Below are 24,376 nucleotides of genomic sequence, written 5' to 3'. Positions count from 1 at the left end.
CGGCCAGTGGCAGGGAACACGCCCGGATCGTCCCCTCTCACCGCCGGGGCCGGCAGCTCCGCCACAGCAACCAGAAACCCGCAGGCAGCGGCCGTGCGCGCAGTGGACCGCGCAGTCCGGGCGGCAGGAATGGCGGAAGTCGGGTTACCGTTCGAGTGGCCGTTGCGGGCTTTTGCCGTTTGACACGGGGGCGGGTTGTACCGTCACACTCCGCAGCGACAGCACCGTCGGCAGCGTCATGGCGCTGCCCGGATGCCCACTGAGTGCCGACCGGAGAGAAGAGCGAAGTTGTCCCCGACCAGCGAGACCGCACAGGGCGGCCGCCGACTCGTCATCGTCGAGTCGCCTGCCAAGGCGAAGACGATCAAGGGCTACCTCGGCCCCGGATACGTCGTCGAGGCGAGCGTCGGGCACATCCGCGACCTGCCGAACGGCGCCGCAGAGGTCCCCGACGAGTACACCGGCGAGGTCCGTCGGCTCGGCGTCGACGTCGAGCATGACTTCCAGCCCGTCTACGTCGTCAACGCGGACAAGAAAGCCCAGGTCAGGAAGCTCAAGCAGCTGCTGGCCGAGTCCGACGAACTCTTCCTCGCCACCGATGAGGACCGCGAGGGCGAAGCCATCGCGTGGCACCTGCAGGAAGTCCTGAAGCCCAAGGTCCCGGTCCACCGGATGGTCTTCCACGAGATCACCAAGGACGCGATCCGGGAGGCCGTCGCCAACCCGCGCGAGCTCAACCAGCGCATGGTCGACGCCCAGGAGACCCGCCGAATCCTCGACCGTCTCTACGGCTACGAGGTCTCGCCGGTCCTGTGGAAGAAGGTCATGCCGCGCCTGTCGGCCGGCCGCGTCCAGTCCGTGGCGACCCGTCTCGTCGTCGAGCGGGAGCGCGAGCGCATCGCCTTCCGTTCCGCCGAGTACTGGGACCTGACCGGCACCTTCGCCACCGGCCGCACCGGTGACGCCTCCGACCCGTCGGCCCTCGCCGCCCGCCTCAGCGCGGTCGACGGCCGCCGCATCGCCCAGGGCCGTGACTTCGGTCCGGACGGGCGGCTGAAGTCCGGCTCCGGTCAGGTGCTGCACCTGGACGAGACGAACGCCCGCGCCCTGGCCGCCGCGCTCGCCGACGCCAGGTTCGCCGTACGGTCCGTCGAGTCGAAGCCGTACCGTCGCTCCCCGTACGCCCCGTTCCGCACGACGACCCTCCAGCAGGAGGCGAGCCGAAAGCTGGGCTTCGGGGCCAAGGCCACCATGCAGGTTGCGCAGAAGCTGTACGAGAACGGCTTCATCACCTATATGCGTACGGACTCCACGACCCTCTCGGACACCGCGGTCTCCGCGGCCCGGGCCCAGGTCACGCAGCTGTACGGCGCCGACTACCTGCCGGACAAGCCGCGCACGTACGCCGGGAAGGTCAAGAACGCGCAGGAGGCGCACGAGGCGATCCGCCCCTCCGGCGACCGCTTCCGTACCCCTGCCGAGACCGGCCTCACCGGCGACCAGTTCCGGCTCTACGAGCTGATCTGGAAGCGGACCGTCGCCTCCCAGATGAAGGACGCGGTCGGTAACTCCGTCACCGTCAAGATCGGCGGCCGGGCGAGCGACGGCCGCGACGCCGAGTTCTCCGCGTCCGGCAAGACGATCACCTTCCACGGCTTCATGAAGGCGTACGTCGAAGGCGCCGACGACCCGAACGCCGAGCTCGACGACCGTGAGCGGCGCCTCCCGCAGGTCGCCGAGGGCGATGCGCTGTCCGCCGAGGAGATCTCGGTCGACGGCCACGCCACCAAGCCGCCGGCCCGCTACACCGAGGCCTCGCTGGTCAAGGAGCTCGAAGAGCGTGAGATTGGCCGCCCGTCGACGTACGCCTCGATCATCGGCACGATCCTGGACCGCGGCTACGTCTTCAAGAAGGGCACGGCGCTCGTCCCGTCCTTCCTCTCCTTCGCCGTGGTCAACCTGCTGGAGAAGCACTTCGGCCGGCTCGTCGACTACGACTTCACCGCGAAGATGGAGGACGACCTCGACCGCATCGCGCGCGGCGAGGCCCAGGCCGTGCCGTGGCTGAAGCGCTTCTACTTCGGTGCGGGCGCCGGCGACACGGCCGGAGCGGGGGCGGCCTCCGACGCGGGCAACGGCGACGGCGACCACCTCGGCGGTCTGAAGGAGCTCGTCACCGACCTCGGCGCGATCGACGCGCGCGAGATCTCCTCCTTCGCCGTCGGTAACGACATCAAGCTCCGGGTCGGCCGGTACGGCCCGTACATCGAGCGCGGCGAGAAGGACTCCGAGAGCCACCAGCGCGCGGACGTGCCGGAGGACCTGGCGCCCGACGAGCTGTCCGTCGAGTACGCGGAGGAGCTGCTGGCCAAGCCGAGCGGCGACTTCGAGCTCGGTGCGGACCCGGTCACCGGGCACCAGATCATCGCCAAGGACGGGCGTTACGGCCCGTACGTCACCGAGGTGCTGCCCGAGGGCACCCCGAAGACCGGCAAGAACGCGGTCAAGCCGCGGACGGCCTCGCTCTTCAAGTCCATGTCGCTGGACACGGTGACGCTGGCCGACGCGCTCAGGCTGATGTCGCTGCCGCGTGTCGTCGGTGAGGACGCCGACGGCGTCGAGATCACCGCGCAGAACGGCCGCTACGGCCCGTATCTGAAGAAGGGCACGGACTCGCGGTCGCTGACCTCCGAGGAACAGCTCTTCGACATCACCCTCGAAGAGGCTCTCGCGATCTACGCCCAGCCCAAGCAGCGCGGCCGCGCCGCCGCCAAGCCGCCGCTGAAGGAACTGGGCACCGACCCGGTGAGCGGGGCTCCGGTCGTGGTCAAGGACGGGCGCTTCGGTGCGTACGTCACCGACGGCGAGACAAACGCCACGCTGCGGACCGACGACAGCGTCGAGACCATCACGCCGGAGCGCGGCTACGAACTGCTCGCCGAGAAGCGCGCCAAGGGGCCCGCCAAGAAGAAGACGGCGAAGAAGGCCCCGGCCAAGAAGGCCCCGGCCAAGAAGACGACGACCGCGAAGAAGACGGCGGCCAAGAAGACGACAGCGGCGGCCAAGAAGACCGCGGCGAAGAAGACGACGACCGCGAAGAAGGCGACTGCGGCGAAGAAGGCGACTGCGGCGTCTGTGGAGGACTGACCGTACGACGACCGCCGGAGGGGCTGGGCTTTCCAGCCCCTCCGGCGTTTGCGTACCGGGGCCGGGCGGGCGAAGGGCGGGACGCCTGTGGAGGGGCTGGTCCCCCACCCCCCCCTTTCCGGAACCGAGGCTCTGCCCCGGACCCCGCTCCTCATGCGCCGGAGGGGCTGCGAATGCCTTCCCATCGCCGACGGGGCTGGAGACGCCCACCCCCCGGACGCCCATATGTTCGGGCGGGGCCTCCGGGGACCCCGCCGCTCCGGATAGGCTGGGCGGATGACGCGAGCCGAGCAGCCAACGGTCGTGAGCCCCACCTCCGACACACTTGCCGCAGACTCACGCGAGCGCGCCGTACGAGCCCTGTTGCGTGTTCCCCCGCTGAAGCGGTTGTGGAGCGCCCAGCTCGTCGGAAGCATCGGCGATGCACTCGCCCTTCTCGTGCTGGTGCTGATGTCGCTGCAAGCGGCAGTCCTTGAGGGCTCATTCGGAGCCGGGTACCGAGGGGCGGCATTTGCCGTCGCCGCGGTGTTCGGTGCCCGGATCCTTGCCACCCTGCTCTTCGGAGCCGTACTCCTGGGGCCGCTGACGACGCTCACCGCGCCAGGAGGACCGCTGGACCGGCGGTGGCTGATGATCGGGACGGACGGGCTGCGGCTCGCGCTGCTGGTCGTCGCACCGCTGTGGATCGACTGGATGCCCGACAAGGCGCTCATGATGATCCTCATCACCGTCTTCGTCATCGGCGCAGCCGAACGCCTGTGGACGGTTGCCAAGGACGGCGCCGCCCCCGCGCTGCTGCCCGCCCCGCCCCCCGAAGGCGCCGCCGTACGTCCGCTGCCCGACCACCTCGACGCACTGCGCCGGCTCTCCCTCCGTACCGACTTCGCCGCCATTCCGGCCGCCGCGGCCGTCCTGCTGATCGCCACGCTCATCGGCAATCTGCTGGGCTCGGGCCTGGAGTGGTTCTCGCTCCACCAGGCGGCCCTCGGCTCGTACGTCGCGGCCGGGCTCTTCTCGGCCTCGATCTCCACCTTGTACTTCCTGGAACTGCCCGGTTCGCAGACGCCCCGCCCGCGCTCGCCGCTGGAGGGCCTGCGCCGGCCGTCGAACGGCAGCGGAAGCGACAAGGGCCGCACCGGATCCGTGCCGCTGATCGTCGGCGCCTCTGCCGCAGTCGCCGGAGCCATTGCCGCCGCTGCCGCCGTCGCCGTACTGCACGCCGCCGACCTGCGCGGCGGCCCCGCCACCTTCGCCCTGCTGATCCTCGGCCTGACCGGAGCCACGGGCGTCGGCATCCGAACCGCGGGGAAGGTGCTGCCCGCGCTGTCGCGGCGCCGGCTGTTCGCGCTGGCCACCGCAGTCACAGGCATCGCACTCCTTGCCATGGGGCTCGTGCCGGACACGGCGACCGTGCTGATGATCGCGGTGCTCGCCGGATACGCGGCGGGCGCCGCGGCCGGCACCGGTCATGTCCTGGTCGACCAGGAGACCGAGGAGTTCCGCCGGGCCAGGACCACCGAACACCTCCAGGCCGTCGTGCGGGTACTCATCGCGCTCGGCGCGCTCGCGGGCCCGCTGCTGGCCGCCGCGATCGGCGAGCACCGCCTGACCTCCGGTGACTTCGTCTTCGCCCACGGTGGAGCGGCCTTCGCGCTGATGCTGATCGGCGCACTGCTGCTGCCCGTCGCCGTGATCGTCCTCGCCAAGACGGACGACCGCTCCGGAGTGCCGCTGCGCCGTGATCTGCGCGAGGCACTGCGCGGCGGCGACCCGGCCGTCGCCCCCGCCGCGACCGGTTTCTTCCTCGTCCTGGAGGGCGGCGACGGCGCCGGCAAGTCCACCCAGGTCGAGGCGCTCGCCGAGTGGATCCGCGCCAAGGGCCACGAGGTCGTCGTCACCCGTGAGCCGGGCGCGACCCCGGTCGGCAAGCGGCTGCGCTCGATCCTGCTCGATGTGTCGTCGGCCGGGCTCTCCAACCGGGCCGAGGCACTGCTGTACGCCGCCGACCGCGCCGAGCACGTCGACTCGGTCGTTCGTCCGGCGCTGGAGCGGGGCGCGATTGTCATCTCCGACCGCTACATCGACTCGTCCGTTGCCTACCAGGGCGCGGGCCGTGACCTCTCCCCGACCGAGATCGCCCGGATCTCGCGCTGGGCGACGAGCGGTCTCGTACCGCATCTGACGGTGCTGCTGGACGTCGACCCGGAGACCGCACGGGAACGGTTCACCGAGGCGCCCGACCGGCTGGAGTCCGAGCCGCCCGAGTTCCACGCCCGGGTACGGTCCGGCTTCCTGACGCTGGCCGCAGCCGACCCGACCCGCTACCTGGTGGTGGACGCGGGCCAGGATCCGGAATCGATCACCACGGTCGTACGCCACCGGCTCGACCAGCTCCTCCCGCTTTCCGAGGCCGAGATCAAGGCCCAGGAGGAGGCGCGCAAGGCCGCCGAGGAAGAGGCCAGGCGCAAGGCCGAGGAAGAGGCGGCCCGCAAGGCCGAGGAGGAGCGGTTGGAGCGCGAGCGGCAGGAACAGCTCGCCAAGCTCCGCGCCGAGGAGGAGGAGCGCAAGCGCCGGGAGCTGGAGGAGGCACGCCGGCGCGAGGCCGAACGCCAGGCGGAGGAGGCCCGGCAGCGGGCCGAGGAAGCCCGGCGTCTGGCCGAGGAGGAGAGGGCGAGGCTGGCGGCCGAGGAAGCGGTCCGCGAGGCCGAGCAGGCCCGGCTGCGCAGGCAGGCCGAGGAGGAGGCCCGGCTACGCAAGGAGGCCGAGGCGCGGCGGCTGGAGAAGCAGCGCAAGGCCGAAGAGGCGTTGCTGCGGGCCGAGGAAGCCCGCCGGCAGGCCGAGGCGGCGGCGGAGGCGGCCCGGGCGGAGGCGGCTGCGGCGGCGTCCGTACCGGACAGCGAGATCACGGTGCCGACACCGATCGTCAACCCGAACGATGTGACGCAGCCGGTGCCTTCGCCGGTCACCCCGCCCTCGCCCTCCGACGAGGCCGAGACGGCAATGATTCCGAAGATCCACGACCGGACCGAGCGCCCTGGCGCGGCGGGTGCCGCGGATGAGACGGCGGTTCTTCCTCCGGTACAGGACGTACGCGACGCCCGGGCTGCTCGTGACGCCCGGGACGCGAATCCGGCAGACCGGGTTCCGCGGGGCATCTTCCGTGACGAGCGCCCGGCGGACTCCGCCCGGGAGAGCGAGAACGAGCGCACGCGCGAGCTTCCGCAGTTCAGCGACCCGCATGCGGTCGCGCCGCAGCCGGTTCAGGACCACTGGGACGGTCAGGAGCACCAGGAGCGCCGGGGCCGGCGCCCTCGTCCCGAGTGGGCCGAGGAGACTCCGCTGGACGATCTTCCGACGCTGGCGGACGAGCTGCTGGGCGACCACCGCGACGACGAGGGCTCAGGCCCCTCGGGCCGGGGACGGCGCCCGCGCCGCTGATCCGCGGAGGCTGCCGGGCGGGTCTGCCCGGCAGCCGGACTGCGGTGCTGCCGGGATTGTCAGACCCGTCCCCCACAATGGGAGTCGGATCGGGGAAGCCGGATCGACAAGCAGTGACATCACAGCTGCGCGGCCGCATCGCAGGACAGCCGCGCGGCCGCACACCACCGGAAGGGCGGTGACCCATGACCGTATGGGACGACCTGGTCGGTCAGGACCGGGTGCAGGAGCAGCTCGGTGCCGCCGCCCGGGACGCCGATGCGCTGGTCACCGCCCACTCCGCGGGGGAGCCGGTGCCTCCGGGTTCGAAGATGACCCACGCCTGGCTGTTCACCGGCCCGCCGGGCTCCGGCTGTTCCACCGCCGCCCGCGCCTTCGCCGCCGCCCTCCAGTGCACCAGCCCCGACCGCGCCCTGGGCGGCGCACCGGGCTGCGGCTTCTGCGACGGCTGCCACACCAGCTTCATCGGTACGCACGCCGACGTAGAGGTGGTCCGTACCGATCTGCTCTCCATCGGTGTGAAGGAGACCCGCGAGCTGGTCCGCCGCGCCCAGCTCTCCCCGGCCGTCGGCCGCTGGCAGGTCATCGTTCTGGAGGACGCCGACCGGCTCACAGAAGGCGCGGGGAACGTCCTGCTGAAGGCCGTCGAGGAGCCCGCGCCGCGTACGGTGTGGCTGCTCTGCGCACCCTCCCTCGAAGATGTGCTGCCCACCATCCGTTCCCGCTGTCGTCATCTCACGCTGCGCACGCCCCCGGTCGACGCTGTCGCCGACGTCCTGATCCGGCGCGACGGCATCGATCCGGAGCGGGCCGCGTCCGCCGCCCGTGCCACCCAGGGCCACATCGGCAGGGCCCGCCGCCTCGCCACCGACGAGAAGGCCCGCTCCCGTCGCGCCGCCGTGCTCAAGCTTCCGCTGCGGGTCGAGGACATCGGAGGCTGCCTCAAGGCCGCCCAGGAGCTGATCGACACCGCCACCGATGACGCCAAGCAGGTCTCGGAGGAGGTCGACGCCAAGGAGACGGAAGAGATGAAGGCCGCGCTCGGCGCTGCCGCCGGGGGGCGGATGCCGCGCGGCACGGCAGGGGTGATGAAGGAGCTGGAGGACAGACAGAAGCGCCGCAAGACCCGTACCCAGCGCGACAGCCTCGATCTCGCCCTCACCGATCTGACCGGCTTCTACCGCGACGTACTGGCCATCCAGCTGGGCTCGCGGATCGCCATCGCCAATGCGGACGCACAGGAGGCCCTCGACCGCATCGCCCGCTCCTCCACGCCCGAGCGAACGCTGCGCCGGATAGAGGCGGTGATCGCCTGCCGTCGGGCGCTGGATCGCAACGTGGCGCCGCTGCTCGCGGTGGAGGCGATGACGATGGCGCTGCGTGCGGGCTGACGCCACTCATCACTCATCGCCGCTGCCCATCGCCGTTCGTCACTGCTTTTTCACCCGTACGAGCAGACAAGCGGGCGACCCGTCACGCGGCGACTACGCTCCGGGGATGGACACCAGGCGCGCGCTCCGCATCCTTGCCACCGTGCTCGGCACTGCCGGCCTCCTCATCTCCGGCTGCAGCAGTGACAGTTCGACGAGCGCCTCACCGTCCGCCCCATCGGTCCCCGCGGCGCTCGCGCCGTATTACGCGCAACACCTGAAGTGGCGGGACTGCGGCGTCGAGGGGTTCCAGTGCACGACGATGAAGGCGCCGCTGGACTACGCGAAGCCGGACGGCAGCGACATCGAGTTGGCCGTCTCCCGCACGAAGGCCACCGGACCGGGCAAGCGGATCGGCTCCCTCCTGGTGAATCCGGGCGGCCCCGGCGGTTCGGCCGTCGGTTACCTCCAGAGTTACGCGGCCATCGGCTATCCCGCCCAGGTCCGGGCCCGTTACGACATGGTCGCCATCGACCCGCGCGGAGTGGCCCGCAGCGAGCCCGTCGAATGCCTCACCGGTCCGCAGATGGATGCCTACACCCAGGTCGACCAGACCCCGGACGACGCCACCGAGGTCAACAGGCTGAGCGACGCCTACAAGGAGTTCGCAAGCGGCTGCGAGCGGCGCTCGGGCGAGATCCTCCCTCATGTCTCCACCGTCGAGACGGCCCGCGACATGGACATGTTGCGGGCCCTGCTCGGTGACGAGAAGCTGCACTACGTCGGAGCGTCGTACGGCACCTATCTCGGCGCGACGTATGCCGAGCTCTTCCCTGCCCGGGTCGGCCGCCTGGTCCTGGACGGCGCGATGGACCCGTCGCTCCCCGCAGTCGAGGCGAACCGCGACCAGACCGCGGGCTTCGAGACCGCGTTCAAGTCCTTCGCCGCCGACTGCGTGAAGAAGGCGGACTGCCCGCTCGGCACCACCTCCACCGCCGACGCGGCCACCCGCCTGAAGCAGTTCTTCGCCGGCCTCGACGCCAGGCCGATCCCCAGCGGCGCCTCCCGCGAGCTCACCGAATCCCTCGCCACCATGGGAGTCGTCGCCGCCATGTACGACGAGTCGGCCTGGCCCCAGCTCCGTGACGCCCTCACCGGGGCCGAGAAGGGCGACGGCTCCGGCCTGCTCTCCCTGGCGGACAGCTATTACGAACGCGAGCCGAACGGCACGTACGCCAACCTGATGTTCGCCAACACCGCCGTGAACTGCCTGGATCTGCCGCCCGCCTTCGCCGACGCCAATGCCGCAGCCCAGGCACTCACCGGCTTCGAGAAGGCGTCCCCGGTCTTCGGCAGGACCTTCACCTGGGCCGCCCTGAACTGCGCCCACTGGCCGGTCCGGCCCACCGGCACCCCCCACCGTATCGAGGCGAAGGGCGCCGACCCGATCCTCGTGGTCGGCACCACCCGCGACCCGGCCACTCCGTACAAGTGGGCCGAGTCCCTGGCCGGCCAGCTCTCCTCCGGCACCCTCCTCACCTACCGCGGAGACGGCCACACGGCGTACGGCCGCGGCAGCGACTGCATCGACTCGGCGATCAACACCTACCTCTTGGACGGCACCCCGCCGGCCAAGGGCAAGATGTGCTCCTGATCTCATCCGGCGCTCCGCTGACCTGCGAAAACGGGCCGAAGCCGGGCTGGTGCGGAGCACCCCCGGAAACTGTGTAGACTTGGCGACGCTGCTGATCGCACCATGGTGCGACAGGGCGTGCCGCCTTAGCTCAGTTGGCCAGAGCAACGCACTCGTAATGCGTAGGTCTCGGGTTCGAATCCCGAAGGCGGCTCCGAGAAACCCCAGGACTCACTCGCCGTGACCTGGGGTTTTTCTTATGCGTTTGCTCGACCGCTGCCACAAGGGGCCTCCGGTTGACATGAGGTGACCCGGTGGGAGGGTGGAAGAGGCGTCAAGTCCCGCCCGAGCCCGATATGTCCGAGGCGGTCGGACGGTCACCGGGAGCATCGGCTGGTGGCATGTGCGGATCCAGCGATCCGGAGTTCCGCCGGATTCGCAGGCCGGACCAAGGTCGTCCTCCACCCTGGCGGCATGGGCTGAATCGGGTGCCGGGGTCCACGCAACGCCAATGCGATCCTGCTGGGACTCGTGGTGGAGAGGGCGAGCGGTCGGCCGCTCGCGGAGTACATCGAGCGGAACGTCCTCGAATCGGCGGGAATGAATCACACGTTCCTGCCGCGGGGAACGGAGTTCCCGGCCCCGCACGCCCACGGCTGCACCGACCGGACGGCGAGCGGCAGGACCGAGGAGGCGACGGACTGGAACCCGTCCTGGGCGTGGGCCGCCGGAGGGTCTGCGACCAGCACGACATGCGTATCCGGGCCCGCGTGCTCGTCACCGGCACTCTGGTGACCCCCGCCACACAGGTCGAGCGGCTGAAGATGAGCCCCAGCAATCTGCCGAACACCGGTTACGGGCCGGGCATCTTCGATGTCGAGGGCTGGATCGGCCACAACGGCTCGCTGCCGGGCTATGAGTCCCTGGTCATCCATCTGCCGGAGTCCGAGGCGACCCTGGTCGTGCTTCTCAACACGGACACCGATTACCAGGGCTCCGAACCGAGCCTCCTCTTCGTCGAGGCGATCACCCGTGTCGTGACCCCGCAGCACATCCATACGCTGCCGGCCCAGCCGGCGGGGCGCCGAACGGGTTGGTGGGCGGGGCGGCGGTCCGGGTGCTCAGCCCGCCAACTCGGTGATCAGTGACGTCGCCCGGCCGATGAGGGCCACCTCGTGCGGGCTCATCGTCGGGTTGGCCGCGCGGCGCGAGGCGGCTTCGGCGAGGTGGCGGTCGGGGATGCCGCCGGAGGCGGAGAAGTGCGGCAACAGGGCATCCAGCAGGGCGCGGGCGCCCGCCGAAGCGGGGGAACGGGCGTCGACCGCGACCTGGGCGAGGATCAGGGTCGACATGGCCCGGTCCGCGGCCGGTACGCCTTCCCCGGTGTTGCTCCAGTCGATCACCACCGGGCCCCGGTCCGTCAGCATCACATTGTCCGGGTGCAGGTCGAGGTGGAGGATCCGGTCCTCGGGGTGCGGGGAGAGCCGGGCGGGGACGGTGTGCAGTTCGGCGAGGAGACCGGCCAGTACGGTGCCGGCCTCGGCCGCGGAGAGATCCCCGCAGAGCAGGGACTGCAGCATCGTAGGGCCGCTCAGACGTTGCAGCACCAGGTCGCAAGGGGCTGCCTCGGCGTCACGGGGGCCGAGTTGGGGGACCGGGTAGCCGTAGGCGCTGAGGTAGGACATGACCGTCCACTCGTGGGTGGCGTCCATGCCGTCGCGGTAGCGGCGCAGAACCCACTTCTCGTCGAGCGCGTACACATCGGCGGATCGTCCGGCACCCAGCAGCTCACCTATTCGCATGGGACGAACCTATGGGTGCGGGCGGCGGCACGGGGAGATCACCAGCGCATATGGACGTCCTCGGCCCAGCCGAGGAGCCGGTCCACGGCGATCTCGCGGCCCTTGTCGTCCCGGACGCGGCCGGTGCAATGGCCGAAGCACTGGTCGGTGCGGTTGGCGATCAGACCGGCGTCGGTGCGGGCGGAGCGGTTGTGGAAGGGGGTGAAGGTGAGGTCCACCAGGGGCCGGTCGTCCGCGGTGGAGGTGAGGTCCGCCACGGGCCGGTCGCCCGCCGATCCGATGGTCCACGGGGCCATGCGGTCGTCGGGCGACCAGCGCCACTCCAGCTCCTAGCCGATCTCGGTGAGCCGGCCGTCCACGCAGAGTGCGTTCTCGGTGGCGCCGGTGCCCCGCGTCCAGCGGCCGCCGAACTGCAGCCCCACTGTGTGACCGCCCGTAAGGCCCGATGCGGCGCCCCAGTTCCGGTCGACCGAGCGCGGCCGGCGGCCCCGGCCGTGGTCGAGCACGGCCCAGGCGTCCTCGCCGAACTCCAGGACTCTGTCCCCGATCCGGACCGTCCCGGAGGCCGGGCGGGCCGTGTGCTTCGACGTGTACTGGAAGCGGCGCTCGCTCCACGGCACGACGACGGACAGCGTTTCGTGGCCGGCGGGCAGAGTGGCGAAAAGGTCGACCTGTGGCCATGCGCGGAGCCCAGGGCCTGCCCGGCGGCTCGGGGCCGGGCAGGCCCTGACGCCGCCGGTCACGGGCCCCATAACGCGAAGTGAGGGGGAGAACGGGATCTCCTGAGGCTGACGTGTACGCGGCTACCTTGGCGGCAATTCCCCCGAGGTCAAGGAGAGTTCCGTGGAGAGATCCATCCTCCGCAGACGTGCCCTGGCCGCGTGTACCGCCACCGTGGCCGTCGGCGTACTCGCGCTGGCCGGCCTGACCGGCAGCGCATCCGCCGATCCCTCCCCCCCCACCTTCCCACCTCCACCGCCGCAGGCACCGGCCAGCTCTCGCCCGGTCTGCTGAAGGCCATGCGGCGCGACCTCGGACTGACCGCCGCCGAGGCGCGCGGCAGGATCGGCCACGAGTCCCGGGCGGCGGCCGTCGCCGCCTGGCTGAAGCGCTCCCTCGGAGGGGACTTCGCCGGGGCCCTGGTGAGCGGTGACGACGCCGCCCTGACCGTCGCCACCACCGATGCCACGGACGCCGCACGGATCGGCAAGGCCGGCGCCAGGCCCGTCGTCGTCGAACACAGCCTGGCCGAACTCGACACGGTCAAGGCCGCATTGGACCGGGTGGCACTGGGCAGGGCCCCCAAGGGCATACCCGCCTGGTACGTCGACGTGGCCACCAATCGCGTGGTCGTGCAGGCCGCCCGCGCCTCGGCTGCCGATGCCTTCCTCGCCGCGGCGGATGTGCCGCGTGACATGGTGACGGTGAGTCGATCGAGCGAAAAACCACGCACGTTCGCGGATCTGCGGGGCGGTGACGCGCACTACATGAACGGCTCGGGGCGCTGCTCCATCGGCTTCCCCGTGAAGCGCGGCAGCAGCCAGTCCGGTTCTGTCAGCGCCGGTCACTGCGGAACGCCCGGGGTCAGCGCCAGCGGCTACAACCAGCAGGCCCAGGGCTCCTTCCAGGGCTCCACCTTCCCCGGCCGTGACTACTCCTGGGTCGCCACCAACACCAACTGGACGCCACGCGCCCTGGTGAACGGGTACGGCAACGGCGATGTGACGGTCACCGGATCCACCGAGGCGCTGGAGGGGTCGTCGGTCTGCCGCTCGGGCTCGACGACCGGCTGGCACTGCGGAACGGTCCAGCAGCGCAACACCAGCGTCACTTACCAGGAGGGCACCGTCTCCGGGGTCACCCGCACCGATGTGTGCGCCGAACCGGGCGACTCCGGCGGTTCGTTCATCTCCGGCAGCCAGGCGCAGGGCGTCACCTCCGGCGGCTCCGGCAACTGTTCCCAGGGCGGTACGACGTACTTCCAGCCGGTGAACCCGGCGCTCCAGGCGTATGGGCTCACCCTGGTCATCAGCGGCACTCCGACGGACCCGTCCACCGACCCGACGGACCCGCCGACCGACCCGCCCGGCTCCACCTGGGCGGCCGGATCGCTGTACAACGCGGGAGACCGTGTCACGTACGGCGGGGTCATGTACCGCTGTCTGCAGGCGCACTCGGCCATCGTCGGCTGGGAACCGCCGAACGTTCCCGCGCTGTGGGAACGCTGGTAGATACGCAGCACGGCGCAGGCGTACCACCGCTGCGCGGACGTGCCCCGGGGATTCCCTCGCGGGGGCGCACGCCGCGCTCGGCCCGGGCCGGAGCATCATGCGGTCCGGGCCCTTGTGGGGCGCAAGCGGTGGGGCCGCTGTCCGGGGGCGGGCGCCGGTCCGCGGAGTAGCCTGGATGTGTACGGCTCCCGGTGAGCCGCCTTTGTCGGCCTGCGCATCGAAGGGGGCCGGTACCGCATGAACACCCTGGTCACCGTCGTGGTCGTCCTCGCGATGATCGCGATCGCGGCGTTCGTCATCCACATGCTCAATGCCAGGCATCGGCATCAGCATCTGCGTCCCGCGCACTACGATCACGGGCTGGCCGGGTTCGACGGCGGACCGGGCGCACGACCTGCTCCGGGGCCGGATACGGGTGAACAACAGGGGAGCGGAGGGCCCGGGGGGTCGAGTACGCCCGGCTCCGGCGGGTGATCCGCAGGTGGCGGGCTACTTCGCGTCCGAGTAGCGCTCCACCACCGCCGTCGTGAACGGAAAACGCACCGGCGTATCGCCGAAGGCGGTCCGCCCGGCCATGTCGCCGGCCACCCGGATGGCCTCCACGACCGCCCCTGCCTCCTCCTGTGGACAGTGCACAATCACCTCGTCATGCTGGAAGAAGACCAACTCGGCCCGGAGGCCGGCGGAGCCGAGCGACTGGCGCAGGGCGGCCAGGAGCAGCAGTGCCCAGTCCGCCGCGCTGCCCTGCACCACGAAGTTACGGGTGAAGCGGCCCCGCGCGCGGGCGTTCGACGATGCGTAACCAGGGGTGAATTCGCCCTCGGCGGAGGGTTGTTCCGTGCTCTCCTGAGGGATGCCGGCCTCGTCGTCCTCCTCGCTGCCGGCCGCGGGCGGACTGGTCCGGCCCAGCCACGTCCGTACGAGACGTCCTTCCTCGCCCGCTTTTGCCGCATCGTCGACGTAGGCCACGGCCAGCGGAAATCTTCGGCGCAGGGCTGCCAGGTTCTTCAGGCCGTCGCCCGAGGTCTGGCCGTAGATCGCGCCCAGCAGGGCGAGCTTGGCGTGGTCCCGGTCGCCGTGGAAGGCCCGGTCCGACAGCGACGTGTAGAGATCACCGTCATGGCCCGCCACCTCCATCAGACCGCGATCGCGGGAGATCGCAGCCAGCACTCTGGGCTCCATCTGGTCGGCGTCCGCGACGACGAGGCGCCAGCCCTCGTCGGCGACGACCGCCTGCCGTATCACCTTGGGGATCTGCAGCGCTCCTCCGCCGTTGGTCGTCCAGCGGCCGCTGACCGTGCCGCCCGGCTGGTACTCGGGGCGGAAGCGGCCGTCGCGCACCCAGTCCTGGAGCCAGCTCCAGCCGTGCGCCGTCCAGATCCGGTACAGCTTCTTGTACTGGATGAGGGGTTCCACCGCCGGATGGTCCAGCTCCTCCAGCTCCCAGCGCCGGGTGGACTTCACCTTGATGCCGGCCTGTGCGAACGCCTTCACCACGTCGGCGGGGAGGTCGGGGCGGACCCGTCTGCCGAAGGCGGCCGACACCTCGTCGGCCAGTTCGGCCAGCCTGCGGGGCTCGCCGCCGCCCGCGTAACGCTCGCCGAGCAGTTCGTGGAGCACGTTCCGGTGCACGTCGGCGCGCCAGGGGAGGCCTGACCGGTTCATCTCGGCGGCGACCAGCATGCCGGCCGATTCGGCGGCCGTCAGCAGGCGCATCCTGCCCGGGTGTGCGGTGGCGTCGTGGCGGCGGAGCTGGTCGGCGTACACCTGGAGCAGGTCGTCGAAGGGCAGGCCCGTGCCGGACTGCGGCTCGAAGAGGGATGACTGCGAGCCGGGCTCGGCGGAGCGGGGCGGAGGATCGGGGGGTACGGGGGCGTTGCGCAGGCGGGCGTGGGCGGCGGCTGCGGAACGGGGTTCCCCGAGCCGGCCCTCGTGGGCGAGGAGGAGGGACTCGGCGACCTCGATGTCGTAACAGCGGGCCACGGGGACGCCGGCCGCGAGCAGGCGCGGGTAGATCTCGGCGGTGGACCGCCAGACCCAGCGTGTGACATCCGGGCGGGAGCGGACCGCCTCCACGAGGTCGGGTTCGGTCAGGACCGGGGCGGTGGGCAGGCCGGTGGAGTCCAGCGGGGCGAGGAGGGCGCCGCCGGTCTCCGTGGTGGCCAGAGCCCAACGTTCGGTCATGTTGTCGAGTCTGGCACCCGGCACTGACAGGGGCGTGGGGCGCGGGGTGGGGTGGGCCGCTGCGCGGGTTTCACCCCACCCCCGCCCTTTCCCGAAACCGGGTCTCTGCCCCGGCCCCCGGTCCTCGGACGCCGGACGGGCTGGAGGGGCCGGGGGCCACGAGCGCCGGACGGGTCGAAACCTACTCGGAGTCCGTCGTCCAGGTGCCCAGGGAGATCTCGGCGGTGATGCCGGGGCCGAAGCCCGCCATCAGGCCGCGGTGGCCGTCGAGGGCCGAAGCCTCGTCGAACATGCGGCCTAGGGCGTCGAGCACCACCGCGCTGGCTATGTTGCCGTACTCGGTGAGTGTGGCGCGGCTGAAGCGGAACGCTTCCGGCGGCACGTCGAGGAAGCGGCTCAGGTCGTCCAGGATGCGCGGGCCGCCTGCGTGGATGATGTAGAAGTCCATCTTGCCGGCGTTCCACTGGTGTGCCTCCGCGACGGCGTTCAGGGCCGGGGCGAGGGGTTCCATGGTTCCGGGCACACGCTTGTCGAGCTGGAAGTGGAATCCGGTGGACCGGACCGCGTAGGAGATCCAGTCCTCGGTGTCCGGGATGATGTACGAGCCGTTGCGTTCCAGGCGGACTCCGGTGCCACCGCTGCCGCGGACCACGACGGCGGCTATGCCATCGCCGAACAGGCCGTTGGACAGCAGGGATCCGACACCCAGATCGGTGGGCTGGTAGCACAGCGAGCAGAACTCGCAGGCGACGATCAGCACATTGGCGTCGGGGTACGCCGTGCAGAAGTCGTGGGCCCGGTTGACGGCTGCGCCGCCCGCTGCGCAGCCGAGTTGGGCGATCGGCATCTGCCGTGTCTCCGGCCGGAAGCCCATCTTGCCGATGAGCCACGCGGTCGGCGGAGGCATCATGAAGCCGGTGCAGGAGACGTAGACGATCAGGTCGATCTGCCGCGGCTCCAGTGCGGCCTGATCGAGTGCCCGGCGTACCACCGCCGGCACCCTGGCCTTGGTCTGTTGCTCGTAGGTGATGCTGCGGGCGTCGAAGCCCGGGTGCTGCAGTACCTTCTCGATCGGTTGGATCAGGTGCCGTTTCCGCACCCCGGTATGTTCGATCAGACGAAGGACCAGGTCGATCTGCGGATGGTCGCCGTGCAACCGTTGGGCCAGCTCCAGGGTTTCCTCGTTGGTGATGACATACTCGGGAACCTCGATTGCCGGCTTGCAGAGAACCGCCATGGAACTCCTCCTAGCGGACTTTTGGTCCACACCGCCGGGCCCGGAACGTTGCGGGGTGTTCGCCGACGCGGGATTGGCCACCGCGGCTCCGCACGCGCGGTGCCGCGCGAATCAGAGCTTTGGTGGATTCCTGCGCCGGGGTCGGTACCCCTGATACGGGCGCGGACGGGCCGACCGTCGAAGACTGAGTTCTAGCCGCTCGTGGGCGGATACTGATCCGCCACGGCTTGGGTGGGTGGCCGTCGGGATCACGCTACGGCAGGCGGATCGGGGCCGCATGTCGAGCCGACGCGCAGCGCCCGGCAGGGCACGACGAGGCGCCCGGTGCGCGGCAGGGCACAGCAAGGCGCCCGGCGCCCCGGGATTGTTCCGGGTTGCCGGGCGCCCTGGTGCGACGCATCATCAATGAGCGTCACTGTCTGTGTACAGAGGCCCGGTGCGTTGCCGGACCGTCCCTGTCACCAGGTGACAGGCAGTTCGAGGGGATAGCGCCAGATCGAGGTCTTGTTCCAGCGCACTTCCTCGGCCGGCGTCGCCAGCTTCAGAGCGGGGAAGCGTTCCAGCAGAGTTCCGATGGCGACCTGGAGCTCCGTCGCTGCGAGCGGGGCACCCAGACAGTGATGGCCACCCCAGCCGAAGGTCATATGGGACGGACCCTCGCGCTCCAGATCCAGCTCGTCGGGCCGGTCGAACTTCCGGCCGTCGCGGTTGGCCGTCAGATAGGAGACATGCACGATGTCCCCCGCCCGGATCGCCACGCCGCTCAGCTCCACGTCCTCGGTGGCGACACGGGGGATGCCGACACCCTTGCGGAAGGGAATGAAGCGCAGCAGCTCCTCGATGGCCTGCGGGAGCATCTCGGGGCGCCCGCGCAGCATCGCGAGCTCGTCGGGCCTGGTGAGCAGCGTGTAGGCGATGTTCCCGATCTCGTACGTGGTGGTGTCCTGGCCCGTGATGAGCAGCACCATGGCCATCACGGTCAGTTCATGCTCGTTGAGGATCTCGTCCCCGTCGCGAGCCGTGGCCAGCGCGCTGATCAGGTCGTCGCCCGGGTTCTCGCGCCGCTGCGCCGTCAGTTTCTGGAAGTAGGCGCGGAGATCGGCCTTGGCCCGTACCGCGTCGTCCCGGTTCTCGACGGTCGTGTCCATCATCGTCCGGGCGTGGGCGCGCAGCTGTGCGCGGTCGGCCTCGGGAATGTCGAGGACCTCGCAGATGGTGGTCAGGGGCAGCGGGGCCGCCAGATGCTCGAAGAGATCGGCGGGGGCTCCGTGCTCCTCCATCCGGTCCAGCAGCTCGTCCACGACATGCTGGGTGCGCACCTTCATGCGCTCCATGTGACGAGGCGCGAAGCCCTTGGAGATCAGGCTGCGCAGGCGGCTGCTGCCCGGCGGGTCCATCACGTTGATCGCTTCGTCCTGAACGATCGGCTCAGGGGTCATGCGCGGGAAGTTCCGGCCGATGATGGCACTCCGGCTGAAGCGCCGGTCGGTGGTCACCGTGCGCACGTCGTCGTAGCCGGTGACGAGCCATGCCTCGCCGTCGCCGTGCGGCAGCCGGATGCGGGAGACGGGTTCTTCGGTCATCAAGTGCCTGAGCACCGGGTCGAATTCGAGGGCCTCGGCATAGTCGAACGGGCAGTGCCGTGCGCCGGCGACTGGTTCCATACGGAGCTCCAGAGGGGGGATCTGACGGGTGGTTCGAGGAATCTGCGGGCTGGACGGGACATGGGTGCCCGGTCACCCGCACAGGCACGCGCCACTCCGGGCCGATTGGTCCATATGCAGAACGGATTCGACAGCCGGGGTCGCTGGACCGGCGCAATCGGTCCAGCGACCCGGTCCGGCCGGTCTCAGGCGTGTTCGGCGTGAACGGCCGGTCTCAGAGGGACGGTACGACGTTGGTGGCCTCCACCGCGGGGCGCAGCGCCCGGGCGAGCTCGACGGCGTCGCCCACGGCCCAGAAGTGGGTGAAGAACAGGCGGGGGTCCTCCGCCAGGTGGTGGTTGTGCAGCTCGACGAGCTTGATCCCTCCGCGCCGCAGGGCCTTCAGCGTGTTCTGGACCTCGCCGGCGAGCATGGCGCAGTCGCCCGCGAGCGCGGCCCGGCCGCCGCCCAGCGGCTGGAAGGTGAACGCGCTGGTCGATCCCAGGCCGGGGGGAAGGATCAGATGGCCGTCCGCGATGGTCTCGCGGCGGAGGAAGACGCACTTGTAGACCTCGCCGTCGCTGACACCCTTGGTGCCCAGCGCCGCCTCGATTCCGGCGATGTCCAGGTCGATCGGGGTCCGCGGGCCCGGCGGCAGGGCGGGCGGGGTCCCGGTGCGGTCGAATCCGGCGCGCAGGCCGCGGGCCAGGGCCACCGCGTCGTGACCGTGTGCGTGGACGTGGGTCCACCAGATGTCGGGGGTCTGCGAGAGCAGGTGCTTGTGGAGCGCGGTCTGCTCGATTCCGTGCGCCTGCCAGGCATCGGTCGCCCGCTGCAGCTCGTTCTCGGTGACCACCACGTCGCCCATCAGCATCGTGCTGCCGTCGGCGTAACGGACGAAGGCCACATGAGTGCCCAGCGCGAGCCCCGGTGTGACGACGACGCCGTCGGAGACCACCAGAAGATCCCGCCGGGGGAAGGCCGTGTGGTAGGTCGTTGCGCGCAGCATGTCGCCGGCGCGGCCCAGCGCTTTCGCCACGCCCGCCCAGTCCGCCAGGCTGGTCGGCACCGGCTTGACCCGCTTGCCGTGCCCCGGCCCGGGCATCCCGGTGGGCAGCGCGCGAGCGGCGGCAGGCCCTGCCGCGGTCAGCATCGGCGCGAGTGCGGCCGCGGCCAGTACGCGTCGCCGCGACGTGATCGCCCTTGTATTCGTGTCCTGCTGTCGGTCTCCGGTCATCATTTGATCGCCTCCATGGCGAGATGAAACCACGGGAAACTTGAATAAAAGGGTGAAATCGGATACATCGTCAATGGGTGGGGCTGGATGGACCAATCGCGCTCTCCGGCCCGGTCCCGTACGGCCTATCCGGACCTTCGGTGCACCGGCATCGAGCGGCGCCGCACCGCTCTCGGCAACAGCGCTGCTCCGACCGCGACCACCGCACACACCCCGGCCGCCCCGGCCGTCAGCGGCCACTGCACCGATATCGCCACCGGTGCGGACAGCGAGGCCAGCGCGGCGGCGAGGCCCGCCAGGTTGACCGCGGTCACGGCCAGTCCGAGCAGCGCTCCGAGCCCGACCGCGAACAGGGTCTCCCCGGCCACCACCGCGAGGACCCGCGGCCGGGCGGCCCCGGCCAGCCGGAGGGCGTTCAGCTCCGAGGACCGTGCGGACCCCGCCATCAGCACCGTGTTGGCGAGGGCGATCGCCGTGTACACCAGCGCGATCCCCAGGATCACGATCAGGCCGAGCCGGGTCTGCGGACTCGTACGCGGGTGTGTCGCGGCCAGCCACTGTTCCGTCGACCGCACCTGGCCGCCGGTGTCGCGCAACTGTGCCGCGACAGCGGCCCGGTTCGCGCCCGGCGAGAGGCGTACGTCGATCCGGTCCACCGGAGCCGTCGGCGCGTTCGCCTGCGTGACATAGGCCCCGTTGTTCCCCGTCCCGCGCGCCAGCACCGCCGCGATCCGCAGCGCGACCGGCCGTCCGTCGCCGAGCCACACCCGTACCGTCGAGCCCACCGTGTGCTGTTCCCACTCCTCGTTCACCACGATCGAGCGGTCGTCCAGATCCCGGATGTCGCCCGCCACCACCGGCAGCCGCTCGACCGTCGCGAGGGCCTTCGCGTCGTCCACCGCCCGCGCTTCGCAAGTGATGAGAGCGGTGCCCTCCTCGCGTACGTGGACGGCTGTCGAGGCGGACGCCGACAGCGTTGCGCCACGCACCGGCCGTACCTTCAACTCCTCGCCCGTCACGACCAGATCGGCCCGGGTGTGCTCGCGCGCCTCGGCCGCTTTCGCCGCTGTCACCGTCATCGCGGAACCGGCCACCGAACCCGCCAGCGCCACGGTGATCAGCACCGGAGCGGCCACCGCCGCCGTACGCCGCAGCGACGCCGACGTGTTCGCGGTCACGAGCATTCCGGTCGCCCCGGGCAGCCGGATCAGTCGGGCCAATGGGCGTACCAGCAGCGGCGCGAGCAGGGCGGCGGCCGTGATCAGGACCATCGGCCCAGTGGTGTACGTCTTCCGCTTCAGCAGCGCGGACGGGTCCGTGGCGAGGGACTTCGCCATGAGGAACGCGGCTCCCGCGAGCAGGGCGAAGCCCAGCAGACGACGGGCCGGCGGCAGCACGCCCGAATCGACATCGGCCTCGCGCAGCGCCTCGGCCGGGCCGGTTCTGCCCGCCCGCCGCGAGGCCACCCAGACCCCCGCGAGTGCCACGGCCAGGCCGGTCCAGAAGGCGGCGTGCAGCGGCCAGGCGACGGGGCGGATGGTGAACCAGGACGGCGCCATCCCTTCGTCGGCCAGCAGTCCGGCCGACAGCGGCGCGGCCCAGCGGCCCAGCGCGCATCCGGCAGCCGAGGCGAGCGTGCCGACCACGGCCGCCTCCGTCAGCAGCAGTCGCCGCAACTGGCCCGGCGTGGCGCCGGCCGTGCGCAGCAGCCCGAACTCGCGCCGGCGCAGCGCCACCGCGAAGGCGAACGTCGACGCGACGACGAAGACCGAGACGAAGGCGGTGACGCCACCCGCCGTGCCGAGCAGGGCGTTCACGGTCAGCAGCCCCTCGGCGTCCCGCTCTGCGGCCGGGTCGGCGCGGCGGCGGCCGTCGCCGGTGAGGACGAGGGCGCGGTCACCGACGACGCGGCGCACCTCGGCGACGGGCGCGTCCACACCTACGGCGTCCGGCCCGCGGTGCGCTCCGTTTCCGTCGTCCCGTGTCACCTGGCCGAGCGCCCGGAGGTCGCGCAGGAGTGCGATATCCACAGGGTGTGGATGAGCGAGCCTGCGGCTGACCTCCGCTGTGGACGGCCCACGCCGCACCTCCACGGTCAAGGTGTCGTCACCCATCACCACCACCGGCGATCCGGCGAACCGCTGCGGCGCCCGGTCCGGGGCGTCGAAGGTCGAGGCGAGACCGAGGCCCATGGCCGCGATCAGCCCCACGCCCAGCGCGAGCGCGACGAAGGTGCCGATGAGCATGGTCCAGCGAGTACGCAGGGTGGCCAGGGCGACGGTCAGCACGACGACACCTCCGTGCGGCCCGCGACGGTCAGCACGACGACACCCCCGCATGGCCCGCGGCACCTGCTGCGGCGGCGGTCGTGCGGGGTACCGCGGTGCGTCCCGCCGCCATCCGGGCCGCGATCCGCTCGGCCGGCAGCCCGGTCAGATCGTCCGCCACCCGACCGTCGACCAGGAAGACCACCCGGTCCGCATATGCCGCGGCCATCGGGTCATGGGTGACCATCACGATCGTCTGCCCCTCCCGGTCCACCAGCTCCCGCAGCATCACCATCACCTCCTGGCTCGTCGCGGTGTCCAATGCGCCGGTCGGCTCGTCGCCGAAGAGCACCGAGGGCCGGGTGATCAGGGCCCGTGCCAGGGCCACTCGCTGCTGCTGCCCGCCGGACATCTCGGCCGGCCGGTGCCCCGCCCGGTCGGCGAGACCGAACCGGGCCAGGGATTCACGCACCTCGGTACGGGACGGGCGGCGGCCCGCGAGCCGCAGCGACAGCGCGACATTCTGTGCGGCGGTCAGCGAAGGGACCAGGTTGAACGCCTGGAAGACGAAGCCGATCCGGTCCCGGCGCAGCAGTGTCAGCCGGCGCTCGCTCAGCCCGGTCAGCTCCACCCCGCCCACCTCGACGGTGCCGGACGTCGGCCGGTCCAGCCCGGCCGCGCAGTGCAGCAGCGTGGACTTGCCGGAGCCGGACGGGCCCATGACGGCGGTGAAGGTGCCGGGGCGGACTGTGAGGTCGATGCCGTCGAGGGCGTCGACCTCTCCATAGGTACGGCGTACGGAGCGGAGCCGTACGGCAACGGTGGCACTCGCGGACGCAGCGGACGCATGCGGGGAAGTCATGTCCTCGATCGAACCGTTTCCGCGCTCCGCGATCACGACCACCAGAGCCCGTCCTCGGGGTAGGGCCAGGCATACCCGGCCGCACCGCCCTGCCTACCCTGGCCTCATGGAACCGGTGATCGACCAGGCATTCGCGGCAGCCCTCTACTCCGAGGGCGACGCCGGTCTCGACACCGGAGCTTCTCTGCTGGCCGCCGATCCGACGGCCGACGCGGAACTGTTCCGGCGCGGCGAGGAGTTCGTCCGCCGTGCCTGGGAGCGCGGCTGGCAGCCCGCCGATGTCGTACGCGTCGTCCGCCGCGAACTCGACGAGACCGCGGTCGGCCTCGCCGCCTCGCTGATCGCATCGGAGACCGGACGGTACGAGCAGCTGCCGCCCCGCTGGCGGTCCCAGCTCGACGGGCTCCCCGCCGCGTCGCCCCGGAACCGGCCCGACCGGTTCTCCTACGCCTCCGCGCTCCTCGGCCTGTACCGGCTGCTGCTCAGGCTCCCCGCCATCGAACCGGTCGGTCCGCCGCCCGGCGCTTCCCCGCACGGGCTCCACCTGCCGCCCGCGCACGACGAACCCCGGATGCTGACCCGGATCCGTGCCCTGCTCGCCAAGGCGGAGGCGACGGGCTTTCCCGAGGAGGCGGAGGCCCTCACCACCAAGGCGCAGGAGCTGATGGCCCGGCACTCCATCGACGAGGCCCTGCTCGCCGCCCGTACCCACAGCAAGGAGGCGCCGGGAGCGTGCCGGATCGGGGTCGATGCCCCGTACGAGACGGCGAAGGCGATCCTGCTCGACGCGGTCGCCTCCGCCAACCGCTGCCGTGCGGTGTGGAACAGCGACCTCGGCTTCTCCACGGTGGTCGGCTTCGAGCCGGACCTGGAGGCCGTGGAGCTGCTGTACACCTCCCTGCTGGTCCAGGGCACGGTGGCGATGACGAAGGCGGAGGCGGGCCAGCGGGCCGGTGGACGCAAGCGGACCAAGACGTTCCGGCAGTCCTTCCTGATGGCGTACGCCCAGCGCCTGGGCAGCCGGCTCGCCGCAGACACCGCCCGCGTCACAGCGGCCGCCGAAGTCGAGACCGAATCCGAAGCCGCCGGGGTGGCGGCACCCCATCTGCTCCCGGTCCTCGCCGCCCGCGACATGGCCGTCACCGACACCGCCGAGCGGATGTTCCCCGAGACCACGACCGCGCGCGTCCGGGGCGCCACGGACCTCGACGGATGGACTCATGGAACGGCCGCCGCGGACCGGGCGAGGGTGGGCGGGACCGGACCGGAGATCCACGGCAGGCGCAGAAACCGGTAGAAACCTCAGATGCCCTCTGAATTACGGC

At 71.2% G+C, this 24,376-nt stretch carries 15 protein-coding genes, 1 tRNA gene and 2 pseudogenes; 10 read left to right on the top strand and 8 right to left on the bottom strand.

Annotation, left to right across the window (positions count from 1 at the left end; all coding sequences use genetic code 11):
- The first annotated feature begins 288 nt into the window (after positions 1–288).
- From topA to IEZ15_RS44850, 7 genes are all read left to right on the top strand, one after another.
- Complete coding sequence (gene topA / locus IEZ15_RS20260; RefSeq protein WP_189278678.1) at positions 289–3,147, top strand: type I DNA topoisomerase; 2,859 nt, start codon at positions 289–291, stop codon at positions 3,145–3,147.
- Positions 3,148–3,423: 276 nt separating this feature from the next.
- Positions 3,424–6,585, top strand: coding sequence for a dTMP kinase (gene tmk, locus IEZ15_RS20255; protein WP_189278676.1), 3,162 nt, complete (start codon positions 3,424–3,426; stop codon positions 6,583–6,585).
- 185 nt (positions 6,586–6,770) lie between these two features.
- Positions 6,771–7,976: a DNA polymerase III subunit delta' gene (locus IEZ15_RS20250; RefSeq protein ID WP_189278674.1), complete on the top strand. Its 1,206-nt coding sequence runs from the start codon at positions 6,771–6,773 to the stop codon at positions 7,974–7,976.
- 106 nt (positions 7,977–8,082) lie between these two features.
- Positions 8,083–9,609, top strand: a complete 1,527-nt coding sequence (locus IEZ15_RS20245) for an alpha/beta hydrolase (RefSeq protein ID WP_189278672.1) — start codon at positions 8,083–8,085, stop codon at positions 9,607–9,609.
- A 119-nt stretch (positions 9,610–9,728) separates the two neighbouring features.
- Positions 9,729–9,802 (top strand) — tRNA-Thr (locus tag IEZ15_RS20240).
- Positions 9,803–10,119: 317 nt separating this feature from the next.
- Complete coding sequence (locus IEZ15_RS44855; RefSeq protein ID WP_308427426.1) at positions 10,120–10,383, top strand: serine hydrolase; 264 nt, start codon at positions 10,120–10,122, stop codon at positions 10,381–10,383.
- Entirely contained in the window at positions 10,341–10,736 is a 396-nt protein-coding gene (locus IEZ15_RS44850) for a serine hydrolase (RefSeq protein WP_229845992.1), read from the top strand. The genes IEZ15_RS44855 and IEZ15_RS44850 overlap by 43 nt, the downstream gene beginning before the upstream one ends.
- Here the strand turns inward: IEZ15_RS44850 and IEZ15_RS20230 are convergent.
- Positions 10,710–11,390, bottom strand: a complete 681-nt coding sequence (locus IEZ15_RS20230; RefSeq protein WP_189278671.1) for a phosphotransferase — start codon at positions 11,388–11,390, stop codon at positions 10,710–10,712. The genes IEZ15_RS44850 and IEZ15_RS20230 overlap by 27 nt on opposite strands.
- 38 nt (positions 11,391–11,428) lie before the next feature.
- Positions 11,429–12,142, bottom strand: a pseudogene (locus IEZ15_RS20225) (DUF2804 domain-containing protein).
- A gap of 91 nt (positions 12,143–12,233) precedes the next feature.
- On the opposite strand from IEZ15_RS20225, the pseudogene IEZ15_RS20220 reads away from it, so the two are divergent.
- Positions 12,234–13,621: pseudogene (locus IEZ15_RS20220) on the top strand (alpha-lytic protease prodomain-containing protein).
- Positions 13,622–13,858: 237 nt separating this feature from the next.
- Entirely contained in the window at positions 13,859–14,095 is a 237-nt protein-coding gene (locus IEZ15_RS20215; protein WP_189278668.1) for a hypothetical protein, read from the top strand.
- Positions 14,096–14,110: 15 nt separating this feature from the next.
- Here the strand turns inward: IEZ15_RS20215 and IEZ15_RS20210 are convergent, their stop codons facing one another.
- The 6 genes from IEZ15_RS20210 to IEZ15_RS20185 all read right to left on the bottom strand — a co-directional run bounded on the left by IEZ15_RS20210 (position 14,111) and on the right by IEZ15_RS20185 (position 23,051).
- The gene (locus tag IEZ15_RS20210) at positions 14,111–15,805 is read right to left on the bottom strand and encodes a bifunctional 3'-5' exonuclease/DNA polymerase (RefSeq protein ID WP_189278667.1); all 1,695 of its coding nucleotides are present in this window, start codon (positions 15,803–15,805) and stop codon (positions 14,111–14,113) included.
- Between the two features lie 181 nt (positions 15,806–15,986).
- Positions 15,987–17,042, bottom strand: coding sequence for a type III polyketide synthase (locus IEZ15_RS20205; protein ID WP_114245245.1), 1,056 nt, complete (start codon positions 17,040–17,042; stop codon positions 15,987–15,989).
- Between the two features lie 458 nt (positions 17,043–17,500).
- Positions 17,501–18,706, bottom strand: a complete 1,206-nt coding sequence (locus IEZ15_RS20200) for a cytochrome P450 (RefSeq protein ID WP_114245244.1) — start codon at positions 18,704–18,706, stop codon at positions 17,501–17,503.
- 214 nt (positions 18,707–18,920) lie between these two features.
- Positions 18,921–19,925 (bottom strand): DUF1259 domain-containing protein, encoded by a 1,005-nt coding sequence (locus tag IEZ15_RS20195; RefSeq protein ID WP_229845991.1) that lies wholly within the window; start codon positions 19,923–19,925, stop codon positions 18,921–18,923.
- A 122-nt stretch (positions 19,926–20,047) separates the two neighbouring features.
- A complete protein-coding gene (locus tag IEZ15_RS20190) occupies positions 20,048–22,210 on the bottom strand; it encodes an ABC transporter permease (protein WP_189278663.1) in 2,163 nt (720 codons plus the stop codon).
- A gap of 28 nt (positions 22,211–22,238) precedes the next feature.
- Positions 22,239–23,051, bottom strand: coding sequence for an ABC transporter ATP-binding protein (locus IEZ15_RS20185; protein ID WP_189278661.1), 813 nt, complete (start codon positions 23,049–23,051; stop codon positions 22,239–22,241).
- A gap of 106 nt (positions 23,052–23,157) precedes the next feature.
- Here IEZ15_RS20185 and IEZ15_RS20180 point away from each other — a divergent pair, with 106 nt between their 5' ends.
- A complete protein-coding gene (locus tag IEZ15_RS20180) occupies positions 23,158–24,348 on the top strand; it encodes a DUF2786 domain-containing protein (protein ID WP_189278659.1) in 1,191 nt (396 codons plus the stop codon).
- Positions 24,349–24,376 lie beyond the last annotated feature (28 nt).

The sequence above is a fragment of the Streptomyces atratus genome (genome assembly GCF_014648655.1).
Classification (GTDB): Bacteria; Actinomycetota; Actinomycetes; order Streptomycetales; family Streptomycetaceae; genus Streptomyces; species Streptomyces atratus.
Note: the sequence above shows the minus strand (reverse complement) of the source record. Positions and strands in the feature narration are given on the sequence as shown.

Excerpts from the sequence above, each read along its gene's own strand:
- IEZ15_RS20185 (WP_189278661.1), bottom strand. The coding sequence starts at position 23,051 with ATGACTTCCCCGCATGCGTCCGCTGCGTCCGCGAGTGCCACCGTTGCC.
- IEZ15_RS20230 (WP_189278671.1), bottom strand. The coding sequence starts at position 11,390 with ATGCGAATAGGTGAGCTGCTGGGTGCCGGACGATCCGCCGATGTGTAC.
- IEZ15_RS44850 (WP_229845992.1), top strand. The coding sequence starts at position 10,341 with ATGCGTATCCGGGCCCGCGTGCTCGTCACCGGCACTCTGGTGACCCCC.
- IEZ15_RS20210 (WP_189278667.1), bottom strand. The coding sequence starts at position 15,805 with ATGACCGAACGTTGGGCTCTGGCCACCACGGAGACCGGCGGCGCCCTC.
- tmk (WP_189278676.1), top strand. The coding sequence starts at position 3,424 with ATGACGCGAGCCGAGCAGCCAACGGTCGTGAGCCCCACCTCCGACACA.
- IEZ15_RS20250 (WP_189278674.1), top strand. The coding sequence starts at position 6,771 with ATGACCGTATGGGACGACCTGGTCGGTCAGGACCGGGTGCAGGAGCAG.
- IEZ15_RS20205 (WP_114245245.1), bottom strand. The coding sequence starts at position 17,042 with ATGGCGGTTCTCTGCAAGCCGGCAATCGAGGTTCCCGAGTATGTCATC.
- IEZ15_RS20215 (WP_189278668.1), top strand. The coding sequence starts at position 13,859 with ATGAACACCCTGGTCACCGTCGTGGTCGTCCTCGCGATGATCGCGATC.
- IEZ15_RS20195 (WP_229845991.1), bottom strand. The coding sequence starts at position 19,925 with ATGATGACCGGAGACCGACAGCAGGACACGAATACAAGGGCGATCACG.
- IEZ15_RS20200 (WP_114245244.1), bottom strand. The coding sequence starts at position 18,706 with ATGGAACCAGTCGCCGGCGCACGGCACTGCCCGTTCGACTATGCCGAG.
- IEZ15_RS20180 (WP_189278659.1), top strand. The coding sequence starts at position 23,158 with ATGGAACCGGTGATCGACCAGGCATTCGCGGCAGCCCTCTACTCCGAG.
- IEZ15_RS20245 (WP_189278672.1), top strand. The coding sequence starts at position 8,083 with ATGGACACCAGGCGCGCGCTCCGCATCCTTGCCACCGTGCTCGGCACT.